The organism is Bacillus sp. EKM501B, from assembly GCF_011800505.1.
In the GTDB taxonomy this organism is placed as follows: Bacteria; Bacillota; Bacilli; order Bacillales; family Bacillaceae_G; genus Bacillus_A; species Bacillus_A cereus.
In genome coordinates, this window is sequence record NZ_JAALFZ010000009.1 from 132,053 (window position 1) to 153,043 (window position 20,991).

The window sequence follows — 20,991 nt, forward strand, 5'->3', positions numbered from 1 at the left end:
CTGAAGTATTTTAAAACTAAGAATATTCTAAAAATAAAAGGTGTATTTTCAATGTCTTTTCCGTGTTTTCCCTATGTTTTTTTGCTATCAATCAAATAAAAAAAGAGCCCATCGGCTCTTTTTTTATTTTCCTTCATTCTTCTCTAACACGTATAAATCTTCTTCGATATTCGTTAATTTCTCACTTACAAGCTTTCTTGCATCTCCAATTGCTTGATTGTATGCAAATGGTCCAACTAATTTAACCATTTCTTCTATTAAACGCTCTGCTTGGAAACGTCCAATTTCATCTAAATCTTCTTCAACGAAAAATTGCTGAATTTGCGCTACAAGCTCTTCTTTTTTATCATTTGGTATTTTTATATTCATCATCGTTGTTACTCCTCTATATTTAAGATAATATCTTCCTTAACTCTACCATAGAAAAACGATTACCAGGACAGCTTTTTGTAACTCCTTCTAACTCCCTATGACCTAGTATATTTTCTTTCTTTATAGCAAATTGCTTCATAAACATTTTACATAAAGAATATAATGCAGTCACTTGTGCAGAAGTTGGATCGTATTTATCGAAATTTCCCGTCATACATATTCCAATTGTATGGCGGTTATGGTCTTTCGCGTGCGCTCCAATATGTAAACCTCGCCCTTCCACTACAGTTCCGTCCTTTTCGATAAAATAGTTGTAACCAATCCCGCTCCACCCTCTTACAGTTTGATGAAATTCATGCGTTTTATACACGTCCCATCCATCTTCAGCTGTATGGTGGATAATCAGTTGATTTACTTTTTCTAAAGGAACTAATTCATCTTGAAATGTTAGATTGACATATTTAATTTCCATTTGAACTGCCTCCTCTTAAAAATCAATCATAATAATCGTTTTATCATCTGGCCTTATTCTCTTTTCCGCTTCTAGCTCTTCAATGATTGCTACATATTCATTTATACTATTCTTTCTTATATATGCAACAGTTTGTTCTAATGACCAATCTGGGTGAAATAACCCGTCTGAACAAATAAAAATTCCACTCACTTCATCTATATGTAATTCACCATGTTGTAAATAATGTATCGCTTCTTTCATTCCATTTGCAACTGAGTAACCATTTGGCATATTTGCAAGATAACGATTGTACTTTAATTGTTCTCGAACATCTTGAAAAACAGGTTCTTCCGGCACAGATAAACCTTTCTTACGATCTTCTTCCCTCTTCCTTTTTGCTCGTTTACTAATTCCTTCAACTGTGTCTTTCGTTAATACTTGCATCGTTCCATTTTGAAAAGTTGCGACAATCATACAGTCCCCAAGCTGCGCATATTCAATTTTCTCACCAACTATTTGAACTGCCGCGATACATGTGCACCACAAATGCTCTTTTTTTCTCGTGTCTACTTCATATTCTAACATTTTGCTTTGTAATGCTTCATTTGCTTTGGCAACTGCAAATTGTAAACTATGATTCTCTCGTAATGCAGTAAAATAATTTGCAAATAAATGCGAAGCGATGTATGCTCCATTATGTCCATTTTCATCACGAAACGGGACAAGTGGTGTTGCACCGTCACATACACCATAAATCTTTTTATCTTTATTACAAAAATAAGAATCCTCACATTCTTGCTTCAACGGGCTTTTCTGTTGATATGTTTTTATCTTCACAACTGTATCCCCTTTCAAATGATAAAATACTCAAATTCTTTCGATTAATCTAATTTACCAAAATAAACTGTTTTTACCCAAAACTTTCAATATCATATATAATCTTGAAATAATATGAATTTTTCAGTGAAGGACGGGAAAGAAATGGTCAGATTCCTTGGTGTTATTATCGGTTCTATTATTATTGCGGTTGCCTTTAATCTTTTCCTTATCCCCCACAAAATTTTAAGTAGTGGAATTGGCGGAATTGCTATTATTTTAGGGATTGTAACCCCTGTAAACACAGGCATTATTAACTTTGTATTAAACTTACCTATCCTTATTTTAGGGTACATAGGCCTTGGAAAAAAAGTAATTTTTAACACAGTTGTCTCTGTAGTTGTATTATCTGTTGCATTATACTACGTTCCAGTAAAAGTCGTAGCAACAGATCCATTGTTATCTTCTATCTTCGGGGGTGTCATCGCCGGAGCTGGTATTGGTCTTGTTTTTAACTGTAATGGATCCACTGGTGGATTTGATATTATCGGTATGCTTTTATCCCGCAAGCGAGACATTAAACTTGGCGGATTCCTTATTATTTTAAATGCAGTCGTTGTAATAATCGCAGGATTCTTCTTCACCTGGGATGTTGCACTTACAAGCTTACTTTCAATTTATGTAACTGGTAAAGTAATTGATGCTGTTCATACAAAACATCGTAAAGTTACACTTATGATTGTAACAAATGAAGCAGAAAAAATGAAAAAACAGCTTCTTTCAACTGTTGTACGTGGAATAACGTTACTTGATGGCGAAGGCGCTTATTCAAGCGAGAAAAAGCGTGTACTTATGACGGTCGTTTCTCGTGAAGAATTAGCAAGTATGAAACTTACAATTTCTGAAATTGACCCGAATGCATTCGTTAATATTACAGAAACTGTAGAAGTGTTAGGACTTTTCAGAAGAAGTTAAAGACTAGGTGGGAATACACCTAGTCTTTATTTTGCATAAATTCAATTCTGTTTCCAAACGGGTCTGATACGTAAAATCGAATTACATCTGGCCGTGCATAATCATCAATCACTTTTACACCTTGCTCTATAAGTGTTTGCTTAAATTCATTAATTTCATTCACATAAAAAGCTGGATGAGCCTTTTTAGCTGGTGTAAAGTTCCGCTCGACACCAATATGGATTTCTTGATTTCCACATTTAAACCAACATCCACCTCGTTTTTTCAACTCTTCTGGCTTTGGAATTTCTACCATACCAATTTTATTCCCATAAAAATCACGCGCCTCTCCTTCACACTCTACAGGTGCAGCTACTTGCACGTGATCAATCCCTTGAATATAATTTTTCATTTTCTCTCCCCCTCCTCTACCCTAATGTTATACGGAAAACAGCCGTCTGTAACTTACAAAAGGGTTATAAAACAATATAAGCTCCCCTTATTACCATCCTGCATTCACTTTGCAAAAAAAATAAAAAAACAAAATTTATTCTATAACTTCCATTTTTTATAGAAATACACATCACATCTATATTATAGTTATGAATAGACAAATCTTTTTAGATGCTATTTGTACGGAGGAACTATTATGAGTCGTAAAAAATATTCACCAACTCAAAAAAAACGTCATCCGAACATTTCTAGACGTTTGCGAAACCATATACAAGATCGTTCATTAACAGAAATGTACGCATCTCTGTTCGAACATAATCCTGATAGTATTATTTCATTAAACTTAGAAGGAGTTATTCTACATATAAATCCTTCTGCCGAAAGAATATTAGGTTACACTTCTTTAGAATTAGAACAGAAAAATATTACCTCTATTTTAGGAGCCCATATTTCTGAGCAAGTATTACAAAATATAAAGAATACTGAAGCGGATAATCAACAAGAGTATATCTTATCTATTTATCATAAAAATGGATTCTTATTAGATGTTGTGACAAAACTAGTTCCTATTTTTGTTCAAAATCGTCTTACTGGTGTATACGCTATTATGAAGCCACTTGAAAAATCAGAAAGAATTGAGAATATGCTAAAAGAAAGTGAGAAGAGATTACGTACATTAGTAAACTCCATGCCTGCGTTTGTTATATTTAAAGATCATGAAGGGCGCTGGCTTGAGGCAAATGACTACGCACTTTCTTGCTTTAACTTCCATCATGTACCTTACCACGGGAAAAAAGATAGCGAACTCATTCAATATAATGAAGCATACCGAGAAGCTTTTTTACATTGTGAAGAAGTCGATGAACTAGCATGGCAACAAAGACAAATTCTTCATGGCGAGGAATTTATTATACATAGAGATGATTTCGATTTAATCTTAAGTATATCAAAAGTTCCGCTTTATCATCCTGATGGTTCTCGCAAAGGTCTTATCGTGATGGGGAGAGATGTTACTGAGCTAAAAGAAACTGAAAAGTTACTACGAAAATCTGAGAAGCTCGCAGTAGTCGGACAACTGACAGCTGGAATTGCCCATGAAATTCGAAATCCACTCACTTCCCTAAAGGGTTTTCTAACATTGCTCCTCCCTGAAATAAATGAGGAGCAAAAATGGTATATCGATGTTATGTTAAGTGAGATTTCACAAATGGAATCCATCACGAGTCAATTTATGGCGATGTCTAAGCCACAAGTATTATCTATCCAAACTTGTAACATACAAACTTTAATTGAAGAGGTAGTTACATTTATTTTACCGACTGCAATTATGCATAGCGTTCATATCATCATGGATCATTTTGATTACGTATATGATATTCAATGTGACGGTAACCAATTAAAACAAGTTTTTATAAACATATTAAAAAATGCGATAGAAGCGATGCCAAATGGCGGAAATATTTTCATCCAAGCAAAACCATTAGAGGATAATTTCATCTTAATACGAATTATCGATGAAGGTTGTGGCATTCCAGAAGATCGTATCTCCCGTCTAGGCGAACCTTTTTATAGTTTAAAAGAAAAAGGCACAGGACTAGGATTAATGATGTGTTACAAAATAATTGAAGAACATCATGGTAAATTACACATTTCAAGCGAATTAAATAAAGGTACAATTGTTGATATTGAGCTACCACTTTCTTCATCTCATCTTGCAATCCAGTCTTAAATAAAAAAGAAGCATCTGCTAATCGTTAGCAGATGCTTCTTTTTTAAAATACTTTGTCATACCACTCTTTTGCTTTTTCTACTTCACCCATCGTTAATTGATGCCCTCGATTTTCCCAATGCATTGTTACATTCGCGTTTGCATTTTCTAATAGTATCTTCAATTCCTCTGACTCTGCTGATGAACAAATTGGGTCATTTGTCCCAGCAGCAATAAACACAGATTTCCCTGCTAAATTTGCTAATTGCATTCCTCTTCTTGGTACCATTGGGTGATGAAGCACAGCACCTTTCAATGCATTTTCGTAATGGAATAATAAGCTTGCTGCGATATTTGCCCCATTCGAATAACCGATAGCTACAATGTTATTTCTATCGAATTTATATTCTTTAGCCGCTTCATCTAAAAATTCATTTAATTCCTTCGTACGGAAAATTAAATCCTCTTCATCAAAAATGCCCTCTGCTAATCGGCGGAAGAAACGCGGCATCCCATTCTCTAACACATTTCCCCTAACGCTTAATACCGACGCTTCCGGATCAACTATTTCTGCAAGTGGTAGTAAATCTAATTCATTACCACCTGTGCCATGAAGTAATAACAACACTGGTTTTGACGTATCTTTTCCTTTTTGAAAAACATGTTTCATCATAATCCTGTTCCCCCTTCAATCACTTTAATCTAAATTTCTCACTTCAAATGGTAAAAGCGTTTGTTCAATCTGTTTTCTATGTTGTTCATATTGTTCCGGTAACTTTAATTCCTCACCCATCGTCTCTAACGATTCATCATGAGCGAAACCAGGAGGATCTGTTGCAATTTCAAATAAGATTTCACCATGTTCTCTAAAATAAATCGCGTTAAAATAATTTCGATCTTGTACAGGAGTTACGTGATATCCAAAACGCGACACATGCTCTTTCCAGTCTAGCTGATCAGCATCGTCACTCGCTCTCCAGGCAATATGATGAACTGTGCCAACGCCCATTTGGCCACGACCGATTGTTGATAATTTCAAATCAATAATATTTCCAATGTCAGCAGAAGAACGGAATCGAACAAATTCACCCTCTTCTCCAATTTTCTCAAGACCCATAATATGTTCTAACAATTCAGCTGTTTTTTGAGGCTGTGTAGATAAAAGAACAGCACCTCCAAACCCTTTAATTGCTACTTCTGGTGTAACTTCTCCAAAACTCCAATTATTTAATTCGCCTTTTTCTCTTTCAACTAATTCTATATGCAAACCATGCGGATCATCAAATTCTAAATACTGCTCTCCAAAACGAGTCATTTTTGTATACGAAACATCGAATTTTTCTAATCTATTTTCCCAAAACTCCATTGCACCTTTTGGTACAACGTAAGACGTAATTCCTACTTGACCATCTCCAATAATACCTTGACGAGCACCTGCCCATGGGAAAAACGTAATAATTGTTCCAGGCTTTCCTCCTTCATTTCCAAAATAAAGATGGTACGTACCTGGATCATCAAAATTCACTGTTTGTTTCACTAAACGTAACCCCAATACACCAGCATAAAAGTCTACATTTTCTTGTGGATGCCCTACAATCGCTGTAATATGATGGATTCCCATTGTTTTCTTTTCCATTTCTTCCACTCCTTTTTTATTTCATTATAAAAATTCTTTTACATTTAAATTCATTATTCATTTTGTCCATGCTACAAAGTAAAATCCGTCATTATAATTTTATCTCGAATTCGAGATATTAATTACAAAATTACGTATCGGTGTCTAACCTATTGAATTATCTCGAATTCAAGATAATTCGCAAAAAATATTTGTTCGATTTATAACCATAATAAATTTTCATTATGAACATTATTTATCTCGAACTCAAGATTTATTATAAGTTACTTATTTTTTATTGTCAATAAGTCCTTACTTTCATTTTTCTTGTTTTCACTTATGGTTCCCTACCTTAACAAACATTTTTTGTTCTTTCAAGTGAACGAGCACTTTTCATTACATGTGAAAACCTTTATAAACGCCTTTATCCCAGTGGATTACAATGATTTTTCAAGAAATTAAAGTAATAATATTCAGAAAGTTAAAGAGTGTTTTTTCACACCTTATTTTCATTCCTTTACCCGATAAATTTTAAAAACTAAAAGCCATACAAATGTATGACTTTTAGCTTATTGACGTCTCAAATTTTGCTTTCTCTACATATACTTTACGAAATTTCATATAGCATCCAATACGCCAAGGTACTATATAACAAACCGCAAGAGTGTAGAAAAGAATGCCGATTGACTTTGGATCTAGACCTTGTAAATGTCTTCTAAAATAAGCACGTAAAAGAACGATAACTAAAAATGTAGCAATAAAAGCGATACTTTTTTTCGCATAAATTTGACCATCTTCTCTGACTTCATACCCACTTAAAATAATAAGTGGAATTGACAATAACAGTCCGATCCCAGCAGCTATACCAATTTGCCAACCAGCAAGTTGTATCGGTGCTGCGTATAAAGAAAAACCTGGTAATAAGAAGAATAATGGCAATAGTAGTCGTCTTCCTTTATTATTAATTGGTCGATTCATAGAGCGCATGCGTCTAAATATAACGAGCCCTATGACGAGTAAAAAAATTGTAATACTGTACGAACCTTGCTGCAAGTGAATCTCTCCCTAAAAATAGTCATTTTCAAAAATACTTCCCTATTATACTCCTAATTTTTCCAAAAATATAATTATTCCTCTAAAAAATCTTACACATCAAATATACTTTTAGGTTTGATTTACTATAGGAAACAATTCCGAAAGAGGAACTACTCTCCCCACCTCGTCTTTAAACACAATATGCTCTCTAGTTAAATGGCGCGGGCTCTTCACTCCCGCCGCTGCCGCTAATGAAAATAAACTATATCTCATACTAATAATATAATTCATAACTCGCCACTTCTTCTCATACGGATCTAACGCTTTTTGATAATGCGGATTCGTCGTGGCTACACCAGATGGACATTGACCAGAATTACATTGAAGGGCCATAATACAGCCACTTGCCATCATAAACCCACGGGCTGAACTTACAGCATCCGCCCCAATCGCTAAAGCAATCGCCACTTTATCTGGTGTGATTAATTTACCCGATGCAAATACTTTAAACTTGTTACGGACACCATAATGGTTTGCTGTATCAATAAATGTAAGTAATGCTGGAATAAGCGGCAGTCCCATATAATCTGCCATCGATTTATACGTTGCCCCTGATCCGCCTTCTGAACCGTCGATTGTAATAAAATCTGGGTAAATGTTTAGTTCTTTCATTGTTTTTATTAAATCTTCCAAAGGCTCCTGCTGACCAATTACAATTTTCATTCCAACTGGTTTACCGCTGTTTTCTTGCAACTGTTGAATAAAACAAAGTGTATCCGCTGCATTCTTTAAAAATGAAAATCGATTCGGTGAATTAATCGTCTCTCCCTTTCGGACGTTGCGAACAAAAGCAATTTTCTCATTTACTTTTTGTCCCTCTAAATGACCACCACGTATTTTAGCACCTTGCCCAAATTTCAATTCGAATGCTCTAATATTACTTTCTTTCGCTTTCTCCATGAATTTTCCCATTGAAAAATTACCGTCTTCATCACGGTATCCAAATAACCCTGGACCAATTTGCGCAACGATATTCGCTCCTGTATGTAAATGTTCTGGAATAACGCCACCTTCACCCGTATTAATCCACGATCCGCCTGCCATTTTTGCTCCAAAACCACTCGCTAAAATATAATTTTCTCCAATCGCACCGTAAGAAGTCGCAGATGCACCAAACATGCCATGTAGCTTCCACGGATATTTACGGTTCTCGCCAACTATAATTGCATCTTCTTCTTCGTACAGCCAAAGATTCGTTGTATCCGCTGTCAATTTTTCTCTTCTTGAAAATAACCCTTCTTTATGAATCACGTACTTTTTACCTTCCCGCTCTTGCGTGAGATTCACACTTAATTCCTCAGTTAATATTGGAAATAATGTATTAGCAATATAATATCCAGAAGCTTCAAAATCTCGTTTTGATCCAAAACCAAGTATTTCAGAGCGATATTTCGCTAAAAACATAACACTTTGAAAATCATAACGTGAGAAAGGCTTTCCATCCGTATCATGATCAAACCAATATTGTCGAAATTCAGGCCCTATCTTTTCCAGTAAGTAGCGCATTCTTCCTAAGTACGGATGTAATTTTAAAATAGAATGGTGTGTTCGTTTTTTTATAAAAAATGTGATGATAAAAAAGACGATTAAAAGCAACATTAAAAATAGTAATATACTAATAATAACGAGTAGCGTTTCACTCATCCCGCTTCCCCCTATGAAATTCCATAATAAAAGGAGAACACTCGATGTGCTCTCCTTTTATCTTTATTCATACTAACGTAGCAAGATGCTCTTTCGCGTCATATTCAACTAAACTTTCAGCGTGTTTAATTCGATGAACAAAGTCTGGATTAGCAATTAACGGTCTTCCGAATGCTGCTACATCAATCGTTCCTTCTTGCAACGCTTCTTCGGCCTCTTTCGGATTTAAATTACCAACCCCAACAATCGTACCATCCCAATATTTTCTTACTAGTTGATGAAAATTCTTTCCGTCAGCAATCTCTTGCGTATAATTCATCGTTGAAGGATGGATCATCGTTAACCCAACCTCTTTAAACATATTTATGAACGTTTCAATTGCAAACTCAGGGTTTTCCCACATATAAGTAGGATTATCACCTTTGAAAGCAGAGAAACGAAGAAGTGTTTTATTAGCTCCAACAGCTTCTATTACAGCCGCCGTTACTTCTTTCATAAACGTTAACCTTTGTTTTAAATCACCGCCATATTTATCTGTTCGCTTATTCGCAAACTCATACGTAAATTGATCGATTAAATATCCGTGTGCACCGTGAATTTCTACTCCATCAAATCCAGCTTCGATCGCATTTTTCGCAGCTTGTGCGTATTGACCGATCACTTCTTGTATTTCTTCTAACGTCATTGCTTCTGGCGTATCAAACGGTTTACGAAAGCGTGGAACATTCCCCTCTGCAGCGATAGCCGACGGTGCTTGTGGCATTTGACCACCAATTATTTCATGATGACTCATACGCCCAACATGCCATATTTGAGCAATAATCGTCCCGCCTTCTTTATGTACTGCCTCTGTAACAGGTTTCCAAGAATCGATTTGTTCTTGTGTATAAATACCTGGTACTCCTGGGTTTCCTTTTGCTCTCGGACTAATGACAATTCCTTCTGTAATAATTAGTCCAATTCCATCCGCAGCACGTTTTCTGTAGTACTCCACTACATCAGCACCAACTGCTCCAGTCTCATTATCTGCAAAGCATCTTGTCATCGGTGCCATCGCTATACGATTACGAAGAGACCAAGTTCCAACTTGAATTGGATCAAACAACTTTGTTTCTTCAACGTTTTCAAAAAATCCCCCAGCATTTACATTTGTTCCTTCATAAATACTCGCTGCTTTATTACTTGAACTTGTCATTTTTCTTCCCCCTAAAAAATCTTACTATAATCGCATCATACTTACTTTTAGATAGTAACGTCAATTTTTACGACTTTACAATAAAAAATTCGAATATCAAAAAAATAAAATGCTATAAATAATATTAAAAAGGTTTCCTTAGGAGGAAACCTTTTTTGTTGACCATATATGGCTGTCAATTCGTTTATCTCTTTAATAAAAAAACACCTTATCAATAGAAGTGAAAATGGTTCAGTATTCTTCTAAAAATAATAACTTATATACCTAAAACAATGAAAGCCCTACCTCTCTTTCATCCTTACGGCTCCTCGTCCGTGCCAGTGTGAATCAGGATTGCAAAAATCAAGTAACTATTTTATCGAAGTATTCAATTAAACTTCGAACATTCATAAATGAAATTAAAAAATAAAAATGGATTTGATTGTAGTAATAACAATAGAGGTAATGCTCTAAAAGTGGTTTGAAAGAGTTGAATGTCTTTGAAATGATAAATTTTCTATAATTATGTTCCCAAAAAATTCAAGATCTTTTTTGGGATATAATACATTATTTGTAATGAACCTTAACAAAAGCTTTTTATCTGATTTTCTGTGATACCTTCAATTAATCCCAGTTCACTAATCAAAAATTCATATGCGTTATCTAACATCTTCTTTTCGCTTGCATTAAGTGCTTTTTCTTTCTGTATACGCATTAAATCACGCACAACTTCAGCACCTTCTTGCATTTTACCCGTCTTTATTTTATCAGTGTTCAATTTATACCTTTGTTTCCACGTAAGTAATCTATCTGATTCCCCATGTTGAAAAATATCCATTATGTGTGCTAATGCGGTTATATCCGTAACTGGTCGTATATTCGAATTCAATATTCTCCCTGCTGGAATCATTAGTTCCATATTACTAGCCGACATTTTTATAACATAATACTGTTGTTTTTCTCCTGAGATTTCCTTCTCTTCTATGGCTTTAATTATACCTGCTCCCTGCATTGGATAAACAATGTTATCGCCAATTTGAAACAAATAATCCACCTCCATATATGGTAACCTTCTCAAGCTTAACACACTTTTAGTTTTTTAGCAAAATTTTTATTTTATCATAAAATTATTTTATGAGTCAATACTTCAGAAGCAAGAAATTAAATTTACACAATACACTATAAAAATCGCAATTCCATTAACGGTTCCACACACATTCATTCTCCTTTAACACAAAAACACATCACTACATTTAAGTAGTGATGTGTTTTTGATAAGGCATAAATAAATATCTACTTTTCCGTCTATATACTAACCTGTTTGCTAACTGTTTCCCTCGCTAAAAGAAAACTCATAATCACTTGCGCTGCTACTCTACTCGTCATATCTCTGAAATCAAGAGTTGGATCAATCTCTACTATATCCATCCCTTGAACGAGCGATTCTTTACCAAGGAATTCAATCGCATCTAGTAAAGTCGTACTATCCATCCCACCAGGCCCAATTGCTGGACAACCTGGTGCAAACGCTTGGTCTAGCACATCCATATCAAGAGAAATATAAATAGAAGTCACACCTTGATTTCTTAATACTTCAATACTTTCCGTGATAATATCTTTTATTTCTCGCTCTCGTACGTCTTTCATTGTATACACTGTTACACCATGCTCTATTGCATATTCATGGTACGCACGTGCATTAGAAAAATTACGAATTCCAATTTGAACGAGTTGTTTTCCAGTAATGACATCATTTTCTAGTAAACTACGGAATGGTGTACCATTTGACGGGCCTCCATCATCTAAATTACGTAAATCATGATGAGCATCAAATTGAATAATTCCGACCTTTCCTTTACTGTTTGCAAAACCTGTTATACTCGGAAAACTAATCGAGTGGTCACCGCCAAGAACGATTGGTATCATGTTCGGGTTTACTTTCGTTACATGCCCAACTGTTTTCGCAATTCGTTTATGACTTTCTTTTATATCCGTCACATGCATCGTAATATCGCCGCAATCATATAAGACACTTTCTTTCATATCGTGTTCTTCTGTAATTGCATATGTGCTATATGCATCTAACATCGCACGAATTGTTTTTGGCGCAAAACTCGCTCCTGAATGACTAATAGACGGTTTAGAAAGGGGTGCTCCAATTAAGGCAGCACCGAATATTTCCACACCTTCCTCCCAATCTTTAATCATCTCACTCCATTTCGTCACTTCACGATCAATAAACTTTGCATTTTTCTTTAAATAGTGGCCGTGCTCCACGATTGTTCACCTCTTGTATATGCAATATTACCATTCTTCCATACTGTATTCACATGACTTACGCCGTAATGATACGGTACGTAAGCATAATTGTAAGCATCCCATAAAACTAAATCTGCCTTACGACCAACTCTAATTTTCCCAGCTACATCACCACGGTTAATGGCATATGATGAGTTAACCGTTACGGCATTCCAAACTTCTTCTGGTGTCATTTTCAATTTTAGCATCGCAATGCTCATAATAAGCTGAATATTTTCAGTTGGACAGCTACCTGGGTTAAAGTCTGTAGCTAACGCAACTGCAACACCTTCATCAATCATTTTACGTCCACGAGCAAAGCTTTCTTTATTTAAATAGAAAGTTGTTCCTGGTAATAAAGTTGCTACTGTATTAGAATTTGCAAGCATTTCAATTCCTTTATCAGAAGCACCAACTAAATGGTCCGCTGATGCTGCACCGATTTCTGCCGCTGCTTCCGCACCACCAAGAGGGTCGATTTCATCTGCATGAATTTTCACATCAAAGCCAAGCTCTTTCGCTTTTAATAAAAATTCTTTTGATTCTTCTACAGAGAACACACCTGTTTCACAGAAAATATCAACGAACTCCGCTAATTGCTTCTCTTTCATTTCTGGTAGTAGGTCTAACATCCATTGTAAAAATTCTTTCGATCTACCTTTATACTCTTTCGGAACTGCATGAGCACCTAAAAATGTTGAAACTAAATCGATCGGATGCTCTTTTTGTAATTGTGCTGTTGCCTCTAATTGTTTCCATTCCGTCTCATCATCTAATCCGTAACCACTCTTCGCTTCTACAGTAGTAACTCCGAAAGATAGCATACGGTCTAAATGGAATTTCGCTTTTTGAACAAGTTCTTCTTTCGACGCCTGTTTCGTTGCATTTACAGTTGAAAGTATGCCTCCGCCTTGTTCTAAAATTTCTAAGTACGGAACTCCTTGTAGTTTTAGTGCGATTTCATTTTCACGAGATCCACCAAATACAAGATGAGTATGCGGGTCAACAAGACCAGGAGAAACCATTTTCCCGCCGCAATCAATAACTTCTCTCGCTTGTAATCCTTTCGCTTCTTCCGCTGTTCCAACGAAAGTAATTACACCATTTTCAATTCCAACCGCACCGTTTTCGATAACAGGAAGCGTGTTCATCGCTTCCCGTCTTAACAAGCCATCTTCTTGATCCATTGTTAGTAATTGACCGATATTTATTAGTAAAGTGTCCAGCATGTTTTCTCCTCCTTATTTCATCATCGGAATGTTAACGCCTTTTTCTTTCGCAGTTTCCACAGCTAAGTCATACCCTGCATCCACGTGACGAACAACACCCATACCAGGGTCAGAAGTTAATACGCGCTCAATTCGTTTTGCTGCTGCTTCTGTTCCATCTGCAACGATAACCATTCCCGCATGAAGTGAATAACCCATACCAACGCCACCACCGTGGTGAACAGATACCCAGCTTGCACCGTTTACACTATTAATTAATGCATTTAAAATTGGCCAGTCAGCTACTGCATCACTACCATCTTTCATCGCTTCTGTTTCACGATTTGGAGATGCTACTGATCCACAATCTAAATGGTCACGACCGATAACGATTGGTGCTGATAATTCACCATTTGCAACCATTTCATTAATGATGCGACCAAATTTCGCACGCTCACCGTAACCAAGCCAACAAATACGTGATGGAAGCCCTTGGAATTCAACTTGTTGACGTGCCATACGAATCCAGTTACATAAATGTTCATTATCAGCGAACTCACGTAAAATTACTTCGTCTGTTTTATAAATATCTTCTGGATCACCAGAAAGTGCTACCCAGCGGAATGGTCCTTTTCCTTCGCAGAATAATGGACGGATAAATGCTGGAACGAATCCTGGGAAATCGAATGCATTTTTCAAACCTTCATCGAAAGCAACTTGGCGAATGTTATTTCCGTAATCAAATGTAATTGCGCCTTTTTCTTGCATAGCAAGCATTGCTTCCACATGTTTTGTCATACTTTCTTTTGATAATTGTACGTAGCGTTCTGGATCTTCTTCACGAAGTTTCGCTGCTTCTTCTAACGTGTAGCCTACTGGAATATAACCGTTTAATGGATCATGAGCAGATGTTTGATCTGTAACTAAGTCTGGTGTAATATTGCGCTTCACTAGTTCTGGTAAAATTTCTGCCGCATTTCCTAATAAACCAATAGAAATCGGTTCTTTCTTCTCTTTATACTCGTTCGCAACCGTTAACGCTTCTTCTAATGATTCTGTATACATATCACAGTATCTCTTTTCAATACGACGATCGATGCTGCGCTTATCAACATCAATAGCAATGACAACACCGCCGTTCATCGTTACAGCAAGAGGTTGTGCACCACCCATACCACCTAAACCAGCAGTAAGTGTTAATGTACCTTTTAATGAACCATCGAAATGTTGACGAGCTGCTTCACCAAATGTTTCATATGTTCCTTGTAGAATCCCTTGCGTTCCAATGTAAATCCAGCTACCAGCTGTCATTTGTCCGTACATCATAAGACCTTTTTTCTCTAGTTCTCGGAAGTGATCCCAGTTTGCCCATTTTGGTACTAAGTTTGAGTTCGCTAACAAAACGCGAGGTGCATCTTCATGTGATTTAAAAATGGCAACTGGCTTTCCTGATTGAACAAGTAACGTTTCATCGCTTTCTAACGTTTTTAATGAATCTACAATCGCCTGATAACTTTCCCAGTTACGAGCTGCACGGCCAATTCCGCCATATACAACTAATTCTTCTGGTTTTTCAGCAACTTCAGGATCTAAATTGTTCATTAACATACGAAGTGCAGCTTCTTGCACCCACCCTTTCGTTTGTAACTCTGTACCTCTTGGCGCGCGAATTGTTTGTTGTACTTTTTCCATTTCAATCTCTCCCTTTTCTCATTTTATAGTGCTGCGTTTACATCTAATCTTTCTTTTATCGAATAATTCGTTTTTAACCAATGCGCAATATTTTCAATATCTGTTGAGAATATACGGTCATTTTTAATAGATGGCACCTGCTGACGACCTTGATGGTAGAAGCTCTTCGTCACTGTACTCATGTTTTCAATTCCGCGATATTCTGCTGCTTGCATCGCACAAATCATCTCAATAGAAAGAACACGTCTTGCATTTTGAATAATCTGATGTGCATGGCGTGAAGCAATTGTTCCCATACTTACATGATCTTCTTGGTTAGCAGAAGACGGAATTGAATCTACACTCGCCGGATGTGCCAACGTTTTATTTTCAGAAACTAGTGACGCTGCAGCATATTGCATAATCATTGCACCAGACTGAAGTCCTGGTTCTGGACTTAAAAATGGTGGTAAATCATTTAATTGCGGATTCACTAAACGCTCAATACGGCGCTCCGAAATATTTGCAAGTTCTGCCATTCCTACTTTTAAGAAGTCCATCGCAAACGCAATCGGTTGACCATGGAAATTCCCGCCCGAAATTACTTTTTCCCCACCATCAAAGATAAGCGGATTATCTGTTGCTGCATTCATTTCAATTTCTAATTTTTCTTTCACATAATTTAAAACTTGCCAAGAAGCACCGTGTACTTGCGGGATACAGCGAAGTGAATAGGCATCCTGTACACGTAGTTCTCCTTGTTTTGTTGTTAATTTACTATCATGAAGAATGTCACGAATTCTGCTCGCTACTTCCACTTGCTCTTTATAACCACGTGCTTTATGAACATTTTCATCAAATGCATCAATAATGCCTTGTAACCCTTCAATTGTCATCGAAGCAATTAGTTCAGCTTGATACGCTGTTGCTTCTGCTTCTATATAAGAAAGAACTCCTTGTGCTGTCATCGCCTGCGTACCATTAATTAACGCAAGACCTTCTTTTGCTTCAAGTTCAATTGGCTCAAGCCCTTCTTCTGTAAGAGCAACCATTGCATGAACGCGTTTCCCCTTATAGAACACTTCACCTTCGCCTAATAATACGAGCGCAAGATGAGATAAAGGTGCTAAATCGCCACTTGCACCAAGTGAACCTTGTTGCGGAACGACTGGATGAATTTTACGGTTTACAAACTCAAGAAGCATATTTACAACAAGCGGCCTAACACCAGATACTCCTTTAAGCATCGTGTTCGCTCGTAAAATTAACATTCCACGCGATACTTCTTCCGGGAATGGATCACCAATCCCACATGCATGTGACTGAATTAAATTATGTTGAAGTGCCTTTACATCATCTTTTTGGATAAGCACATCACTAAACTTTCCAAATCCAGTTGTAATTCCGTAAACGACTTTTCCGTCCTCTACAATTTTCTCAACTACTTCGCGGCACTCCGCTACCTTTTGCATACTAGTTGGACAAGCTGTTACACCTTCTCCTTCCAGTAATAACCTCTTCATTTCTTCAACTGTCAATGTATGTCCTGTTAACGTAATCATCATTTTTCCTCCTTAAAAAGGCAAAAGGGGACCTTATCTTTTTAAGACAGACTTCTGTCCTAAAAAAGTAAGGCCCCCTTCTAACTAATAGACTATGGGCAAATCATATGTGATTAATTCCTAAACCAATCGCCTCATGCTCAGATCCTTTTACAGGTGCACCAATCGTTCCATATAATGCAACAGCAACCCATTCGCCTTCTTTTTTTCCGTCGTATGGTGTACCGCGCACAATCGCAAAACGAAGTCCTACTGTACGAAGAACGTCTGCTAACTGAATTTGACCTCTCGTCACTCCGTACAAAGCTTCCATAATTGCATGATAAAGTGCATGTGTTTCTCTGTAAACGTCTGTTTCAATAACTTGGTTGCTTTTAGCCGCTGTTTCCATTGCTGCGACAACCTTTTGCGAATTCATCGAACCCACTTTCCCCGTACAATACTTCCAACCTTTTGGAATGGATAATACAGGACTTTCATTCTCATCCGCAAGTGCCAACAGCATGGCCATACGACCAATTCGATGTGTTCCTTGAAGAAGCATGTGACTCTCTCATTTCTTTTGAATTATTTGAATATTACTTAATTTAAGAATATATGAAAACGTTTAAATCGTCAATAGTTTAAAATCATATTCAAACATTTTTTTCATCCCCATAATTTTGTGTACACAAATGATTTACACAAAATTTCCAAGCATGCTATAGTCTCACTAACAGATGCAAAGGGGCGAAATTTCAGTGACAAAACGAAAAGATATTCATTTTCGAATTGAAGAGAAATTACTTAAAAGGTTTGAATCAGCACTCCATTACGAAGGTTTAAAGAAAACAGATGTATTAACACATGCAATCCAACAATTTTGCACAAAGGTGGAATGTGACAAAATGAATGATGTAAAACGTCAATATAACGTTAGCAACCATTTACAAACACGCATCGACACACATACACATTACGAAGAAAAACACGTAGATTTAGATAAGATCGTCATTGAACATTTACAACTTCAAGGGGAAGAAAATATATTAGAGGTTGGGTGCGCTAGTGGAAAATTCCTTTCCCTTTTACAAACAAATGGTCATAAAGGCCCATTAACCGGGTTTGATCAATCCGAAGCTATGCTTGCTGAAGCTGCTAAAACAAATAACTTAATAGAATGGAAACGAGGGGATGCTAGTAAACTTCCTTTCGAAACAAATTGTTATGACCTAATAATTGCAAGACATATGTTATACCATGTGAAAGATGTTGAAAAAACGATTCAAGGATTCCATAAAGTAATTCGTCCTGGCGGAACACTTTTAGCTACAACAAATTCTAGCGTTACACTACCTCGTATAGTTGAAATGTGTAACCGTATGTTAGACGCATTTGATTTACCGAAAACAACATCATCAGTCACTCCATTTTGTTTAGAAAACGGTAAAGAGATATTACAATCTGTTTTTCCAACTGTTGAAGAAACAGTTATTCATAATGCTCTCGTTTTTCATCATGCTACTCCGATTGTAAACTATATTTCTAGCATGTTTCCGTCGCTAAATATACCCGATAATATGTATCTTCAAGCCGAGATGAAAGAATGGCTAACAGAAGAAATCAACCAGGAATTATCTCTCCATAACGGTATATGGCGTGACCCAAAAACGTTAGCCATTTATCGATGTCAAAAAGAAAAAAGCTAGCATTTGCTAGCTTTTACACGTTTTCTCGTAAAAGTTTCTCCATTACTACATTACCTTTACCACAATAAAAATCTGTATTATGTTCGTCTGCCACTCCAAAATAAGAGGCAATTGCTATTCCAAATGGTACAAATGCATGCCCTTGTGCTGTAATGATATTTGAGTGTTTCACAACTTCTTCATACACGAAATTTTCTACTGGAAAACAATCAAATTTTTGATAATCTATAGTCGCAGTATAAGAAATCCCTTTAAATAACCCTGCTTTTGCTAGTGCATACGGTCCAGCACAAATTGCCGCCACTAATTTTTCTTGTTCATGAAATTGACGAATGATTGAAAAAAGAGGTTTTGCATCTTCCAACTGTCCTTCTTCTCCACCTGGAATAAGTATCCCCTCATACTCATCTACACGTGCTTCACTTACTTCTATATGCGGCTGCACTTGCAATCCAGTTTCACTTATAACCAATTCTTTAGTTAAGCCCGCTGTAATGATTTCATATTTATTTTTCAGCAATGCCGTTGCTACTGTTATTTCAAACTCTGCAAATGTTGAGTATACAAATAAAAGTATTTTTTTCATAGCTCTCTCTCCTTTAACCAGTCCATAAAATATACCTCTAAATCGTCCACTGTTAATCTATTCGTGTCCACATAAGTTACAGGAAATTGTTTATACCAGTCTTTTTCAGTTTCTACTAATTTAAATTGCTCTTCAAACGTACTTCTGTTTCTTGTTCTATCATTATTTTTTCTATCATATACATTCTTTTTCGTAACATCTAAGTAAAAAATCACATCCGAACGGCATGCTCTTAATTTATATAATTCATCTTTCAATTCAGTTTCTATATCCCACTCTTCTCCTATAATCGTTGGATAAAAGAGTGTAAAGAACTCAATGTCTTCTGGTCCGCGATCAAAAATTACGACTGAATCTTTCACATTTTGAAACTCCTTTATTTTTGCTTCCATAAACATTTTTTGATTCATAATAAACCCTACTTTTGAATTCATATCTAAATTCAATTTTTTTCGCTTCTCTACAATTGGATATGGATTTTCATATATAACTCGAAACCCTCTCTTTTCTAACCTTTTTGCTAATGTTGTTTTTCCGCTAGCCATCGGCCCTTGCAGTGAAATTACGTATGCCACACCTCTCATTCCCTTACACTTTAGTACACCTATAATATACAGAATCTTGAAAACTCTCAACATTATATATATCATCTTGTTTCTTATTCATATCTAACTTATAATGAAAAATAGAGATTATGACGGACGCATCAATAATGTAAGCTTGGAAATCCAAGCTTACATTATTTTTTGCTTTCCCTTTTCTAATAAAAAGAGTATACTAGATTAGAACGTATGTTCTTAGTGATTACATACAGTAAGGAGATAGAACAATGGTATACGACACAAAAGCAATTTCTTGGAATGAATCTTTAAAACAACTTCAACGCCGCTATACAAACAAACAAGTTGACCGAAAAGAATTTGAGGATATTGAACTGATGGAATTCTTCCGCGATAACGACTACATTTCTTTACCTACACATATAAGCGGCCTATCAAAAACACGTTTTACTTCTTACTCTATTTTCACAACTGAAGATAAAGATCGTAAAGTTGGCACACTTATTATTGAGTATGTTGAAGACGATAATAATAATTTATGTGTTGAACAACTATACTTCGTTTAAACTATAACGCTTGGTCAAAATGACCAAGCGTTCTTGCTTTCTATGAATCTCACTGTATATAATATGAATAAAAGAAAACCGCTATCATTAAGGGGGGATATGCGTGCTCGAAGGATGGTTCAGTTGGTTCATTGTATTATGGACGGTTATTTTATTAGGGCTTATGTCTATCGGTGGATACTTTATGTTCAGAAAATTTTTAAAACGTTTACCAAAAGAAGACGGCATGTCCATTTTGGATTGGGAAGAACACTACATAAATAAAACGAGACATTTATGGGCTGACGAACAAAAACAATTGTTAGAAGAGCTTGTAAGTCCTGTTCCAGAACTATTTCGCGATGTTGCAAAATCAAAGATCGCTGGAAAAATCGGGGAACTTGCATTACAAGAAAATGCCTCTCAAATTACACAAGACTTAATTATTAAAGGATATATCATTGCCACACCAAAGCGTGATCATAAATTTTTAATAAAAAAACTACAAGAAAAAAAGATTGATTATTCTAACTATCGATCTTTACTCGCAAAGTAACTTCATATTATTTTCGATAAAAAAGACAGCGC

General features: G+C 36.1%; 22 protein-coding genes. 5 read left to right on the forward strand and 17 right to left on the reverse strand.

Annotated features, from left to right (window positions below; all coding sequences use genetic code 11):
* Nucleotides 1-123: 123 nt before the first annotated feature.
* Genes HFD78_RS17855 through HFD78_RS17865 form a run of 3 tightly spaced genes read right to left on the reverse strand, consistent with a single transcriptional unit; the run spans nt 124 to nt 1,681 of the window.
* Complete coding sequence (locus tag HFD78_RS17855) at nt 124-372, reverse strand: DUF2164 domain-containing protein (RefSeq protein ID WP_000981075.1); 249 nt, start codon at nt 370-372, stop codon at nt 124-126.
* Nucleotides 373-391: 19 nt separating this feature from the next.
* The gene (locus HFD78_RS17860) at nt 392-844 is read right to left on the reverse strand and encodes a peptidoglycan recognition protein family protein (protein WP_098005484.1); all 453 of its coding nucleotides are present in this window, start codon (nt 842-844) and stop codon (nt 392-394) included.
* Nucleotides 845-859: 15 nt separating this feature from the next.
* Complete coding sequence (locus HFD78_RS17865; protein WP_053078841.1) at nt 860-1,681, reverse strand: protein phosphatase 2C domain-containing protein; 822 nt, start codon at nt 1,679-1,681, stop codon at nt 860-862.
* A 126-nt stretch (nt 1,682-1,807) separates the two neighbouring features.
* On the opposite strand from HFD78_RS17865, the gene HFD78_RS17870 reads away from it, so the two are divergent.
* Nucleotides 1,808-2,617, forward strand: coding sequence for a YitT family protein (locus tag HFD78_RS17870; protein ID WP_000251344.1), 810 nt, complete (start codon nt 1,808-1,810; stop codon nt 2,615-2,617).
* Between the two features lie 19 nt (nt 2,618-2,636).
* On the opposite strand, the gene HFD78_RS17875 is transcribed toward HFD78_RS17870, so the two are convergent.
* Entirely contained in the window at nt 2,637-3,008 is a 372-nt protein-coding gene (locus HFD78_RS17875; protein ID WP_116291537.1) for a VOC family protein, read from the reverse strand.
* Nucleotides 3,009-3,245: 237 nt separating this feature from the next.
* Here HFD78_RS17875 and HFD78_RS17880 point away from each other — a divergent pair, with 237 nt between their 5' ends.
* Nucleotides 3,246-4,778: a BA3702 family sensor histidine kinase gene (locus tag HFD78_RS17880; protein WP_116291536.1), complete on the forward strand. Its 1,533-nt coding sequence runs from the start codon at nt 3,246-3,248 to the stop codon at nt 4,776-4,778.
* 43 nt (nt 4,779-4,821) lie between these two features.
* Here the strand turns inward: HFD78_RS17880 and HFD78_RS17885 are convergent, their stop codons facing one another.
* The 11 genes from HFD78_RS17885 to hutP all read right to left on the reverse strand — a co-directional run bounded on the left by HFD78_RS17885 (nt 4,822) and on the right by hutP (nt 17,568).
* The gene (locus HFD78_RS17885; protein WP_000975485.1) at nt 4,822-5,430 is read right to left on the reverse strand and encodes an alpha/beta hydrolase; all 609 of its coding nucleotides are present in this window, start codon (nt 5,428-5,430) and stop codon (nt 4,822-4,824) included.
* A gap of 24 nt (nt 5,431-5,454) precedes the next feature.
* Nucleotides 5,455-6,393 carry a ring-cleaving dioxygenase gene (locus HFD78_RS17890; RefSeq protein WP_000412731.1) on the reverse strand — a complete coding sequence of 313 codons (939 nt, stop codon included), beginning with the start codon at nt 6,391-6,393 and terminating at the stop codon, nt 5,455-5,457.
* 543 nt (nt 6,394-6,936) lie between these two features.
* Nucleotides 6,937-7,425 (reverse strand): cytochrome c biogenesis protein CcdC, encoded by a 489-nt coding sequence (locus tag HFD78_RS17895; RefSeq protein ID WP_001183922.1) that lies wholly within the window; start codon nt 7,423-7,425, stop codon nt 6,937-6,939.
* Between the two features lie 111 nt (nt 7,426-7,536).
* The gene (locus tag HFD78_RS17900) at nt 7,537-9,111 is read right to left on the reverse strand and encodes an FMN-binding glutamate synthase family protein (protein WP_044584764.1); all 1,575 of its coding nucleotides are present in this window, start codon (nt 9,109-9,111) and stop codon (nt 7,537-7,539) included.
* A 67-nt stretch (nt 9,112-9,178) separates the two neighbouring features.
* On the reverse strand, nt 9,179-10,306 hold the full coding sequence (locus tag HFD78_RS17905; protein ID WP_000204590.1) for an alkene reductase: 1,128 nt from the start codon (nt 10,304-10,306) through the stop codon (nt 9,179-9,181).
* Between the two features lie 562 nt (nt 10,307-10,868).
* A complete protein-coding gene (locus tag HFD78_RS17910) occupies nt 10,869-11,330 on the reverse strand; it encodes a CarD family transcriptional regulator (RefSeq protein WP_170317877.1) in 462 nt (153 codons plus the stop codon).
* A gap of 260 nt (nt 11,331-11,590) precedes the next feature.
* Complete coding sequence (gene hutG / locus HFD78_RS17915) at nt 11,591-12,562, reverse strand: formimidoylglutamase (protein WP_000399828.1); 972 nt, start codon at nt 12,560-12,562, stop codon at nt 11,591-11,593.
* A complete protein-coding gene (gene hutI / locus HFD78_RS17920) occupies nt 12,541-13,812 on the reverse strand; it encodes an imidazolonepropionase (protein ID WP_000887540.1) in 1,272 nt (423 codons plus the stop codon). The genes hutG and hutI overlap by 22 nt, the downstream gene beginning before the upstream one ends.
* A gap of 12 nt (nt 13,813-13,824) precedes the next feature.
* A complete protein-coding gene (gene hutU / locus HFD78_RS17925; RefSeq protein ID WP_000416946.1) occupies nt 13,825-15,483 on the reverse strand; it encodes a urocanate hydratase in 1,659 nt (552 codons plus the stop codon).
* Between the two features lie 23 nt (nt 15,484-15,506).
* On the reverse strand, nt 15,507-17,024 hold the full coding sequence (hutH, locus tag HFD78_RS17930; protein ID WP_000631875.1) for a histidine ammonia-lyase: 1,518 nt from the start codon (nt 17,022-17,024) through the stop codon (nt 15,507-15,509).
* 103 nt (nt 17,025-17,127) lie between these two features.
* Nucleotides 17,128-17,568 carry a hut operon transcriptional regulator HutP gene (gene hutP, locus HFD78_RS17935; protein WP_000926516.1) on the reverse strand — a complete coding sequence of 147 codons (441 nt, stop codon included), beginning with the start codon at nt 17,566-17,568 and terminating at the stop codon, nt 17,128-17,130.
* Nucleotides 17,569-17,764: 196 nt separating this feature from the next.
* Here hutP and HFD78_RS17940 point away from each other — a divergent pair, with 196 nt between their 5' ends.
* Complete coding sequence (locus tag HFD78_RS17940; protein ID WP_000166777.1) at nt 17,765-18,712, forward strand: class I SAM-dependent methyltransferase; 948 nt, start codon at nt 17,765-17,767, stop codon at nt 18,710-18,712.
* 13 nt (nt 18,713-18,725) lie between these two features.
* On the opposite strand, the gene HFD78_RS17945 is transcribed toward HFD78_RS17940, so the two are convergent.
* Entirely contained in the window at nt 18,726-19,298 is a 573-nt protein-coding gene (locus HFD78_RS17945; RefSeq protein ID WP_000722227.1) for a DJ-1/PfpI family protein, read from the reverse strand.
* On the reverse strand, nt 19,295-19,882 hold the full coding sequence (locus HFD78_RS17950) for an AAA family ATPase (protein ID WP_002196801.1): 588 nt from the start codon (nt 19,880-19,882) through the stop codon (nt 19,295-19,297). The genes HFD78_RS17945 and HFD78_RS17950 overlap by 4 nt, the downstream gene beginning before the upstream one ends.
* 245 nt (nt 19,883-20,127) lie before the next feature.
* On the opposite strand from HFD78_RS17950, the gene HFD78_RS17955 reads away from it, so the two are divergent.
* Together HFD78_RS17955 and HFD78_RS17960 are read left to right on the forward strand one after the other, a co-directional pair.
* The gene (locus HFD78_RS17955) at nt 20,128-20,424 is read left to right on the forward strand and encodes a hypothetical protein (RefSeq protein ID WP_000262400.1); all 297 of its coding nucleotides are present in this window, start codon (nt 20,128-20,130) and stop codon (nt 20,422-20,424) included.
* A 103-nt stretch (nt 20,425-20,527) separates the two neighbouring features.
* A complete protein-coding gene (locus tag HFD78_RS17960) occupies nt 20,528-20,959 on the forward strand; it encodes a DUF2621 domain-containing protein (RefSeq protein ID WP_000889373.1) in 432 nt (143 codons plus the stop codon).
* Nucleotides 20,960-20,991 lie beyond the last annotated feature (32 nt).

Bases quoted from the DNA above. Each gene is read 5' to 3' on its own strand.
- hutH (WP_000631875.1), bottom strand. From the start codon at position 17,024: ATGATTACGTTAACAGGACATACATTGACAGTTGAAGAAATGAAGAGG.
- HFD78_RS17870 (WP_000251344.1), top strand. From the start codon at position 1,808: ATGGTCAGATTCCTTGGTGTTATTATCGGTTCTATTATTATTGCGGTT.
- HFD78_RS17945 (WP_000722227.1), bottom strand. From the start codon at position 19,298: ATGAAAAAAATACTTTTATTTGTATACTCAACATTTGCAGAGTTTGAA.
- HFD78_RS17890 (WP_000412731.1), bottom strand. From the start codon at position 6,393: ATGGAAAAGAAAACAATGGGAATCCATCATATTACAGCGATTGTAGGG.
- HFD78_RS17905 (WP_000204590.1), bottom strand. From the start codon at position 10,306: ATGACAAGTTCAAGTAATAAAGCAGCGAGTATTTATGAAGGAACAAAT.
- HFD78_RS17855 (WP_000981075.1), bottom strand. From the start codon at position 372: ATGATGAATATAAAAATACCAAATGATAAAAAAGAAGAGCTTGTAGCG.
- HFD78_RS17875 (WP_116291537.1), bottom strand. From the start codon at position 3,008: ATGAAAAATTATATTCAAGGGATTGATCACGTGCAAGTAGCTGCACCT.
- hutI (WP_000887540.1), bottom strand. From the start codon at position 13,812: ATGCTGGACACTTTACTAATAAATATCGGTCAATTACTAACAATGGAT.
- HFD78_RS17955 (WP_000262400.1), top strand. From the start codon at position 20,128: ATGGTATACGACACAAAAGCAATTTCTTGGAATGAATCTTTAAAACAA.
- HFD78_RS17880 (WP_116291536.1), top strand. From the start codon at position 3,246: ATGAGTCGTAAAAAATATTCACCAACTCAAAAAAAACGTCATCCGAAC.
- HFD78_RS17950 (WP_002196801.1), bottom strand. From the start codon at position 19,882: ATGAGAGGTGTGGCATACGTAATTTCACTGCAAGGGCCGATGGCTAGC.
- HFD78_RS17860 (WP_098005484.1), bottom strand. From the start codon at position 844: ATGGAAATTAAATATGTCAATCTAACATTTCAAGATGAATTAGTTCCT.
- HFD78_RS17900 (WP_044584764.1), bottom strand. From the start codon at position 9,111: ATGAGTGAAACGCTACTCGTTATTATTAGTATATTACTATTTTTAATG.
- hutU (WP_000416946.1), bottom strand. From the start codon at position 15,483: ATGGAAAAAGTACAACAAACAATTCGCGCGCCAAGAGGTACAGAGTTA.
- HFD78_RS17885 (WP_000975485.1), bottom strand. From the start codon at position 5,430: ATGATGAAACATGTTTTTCAAAAAGGAAAAGATACGTCAAAACCAGTG.
- hutP (WP_000926516.1), bottom strand. From the start codon at position 17,568: ATGCTTCTTCAAGGAACACATCGAATTGGTCGTATGGCCATGCTGTTG.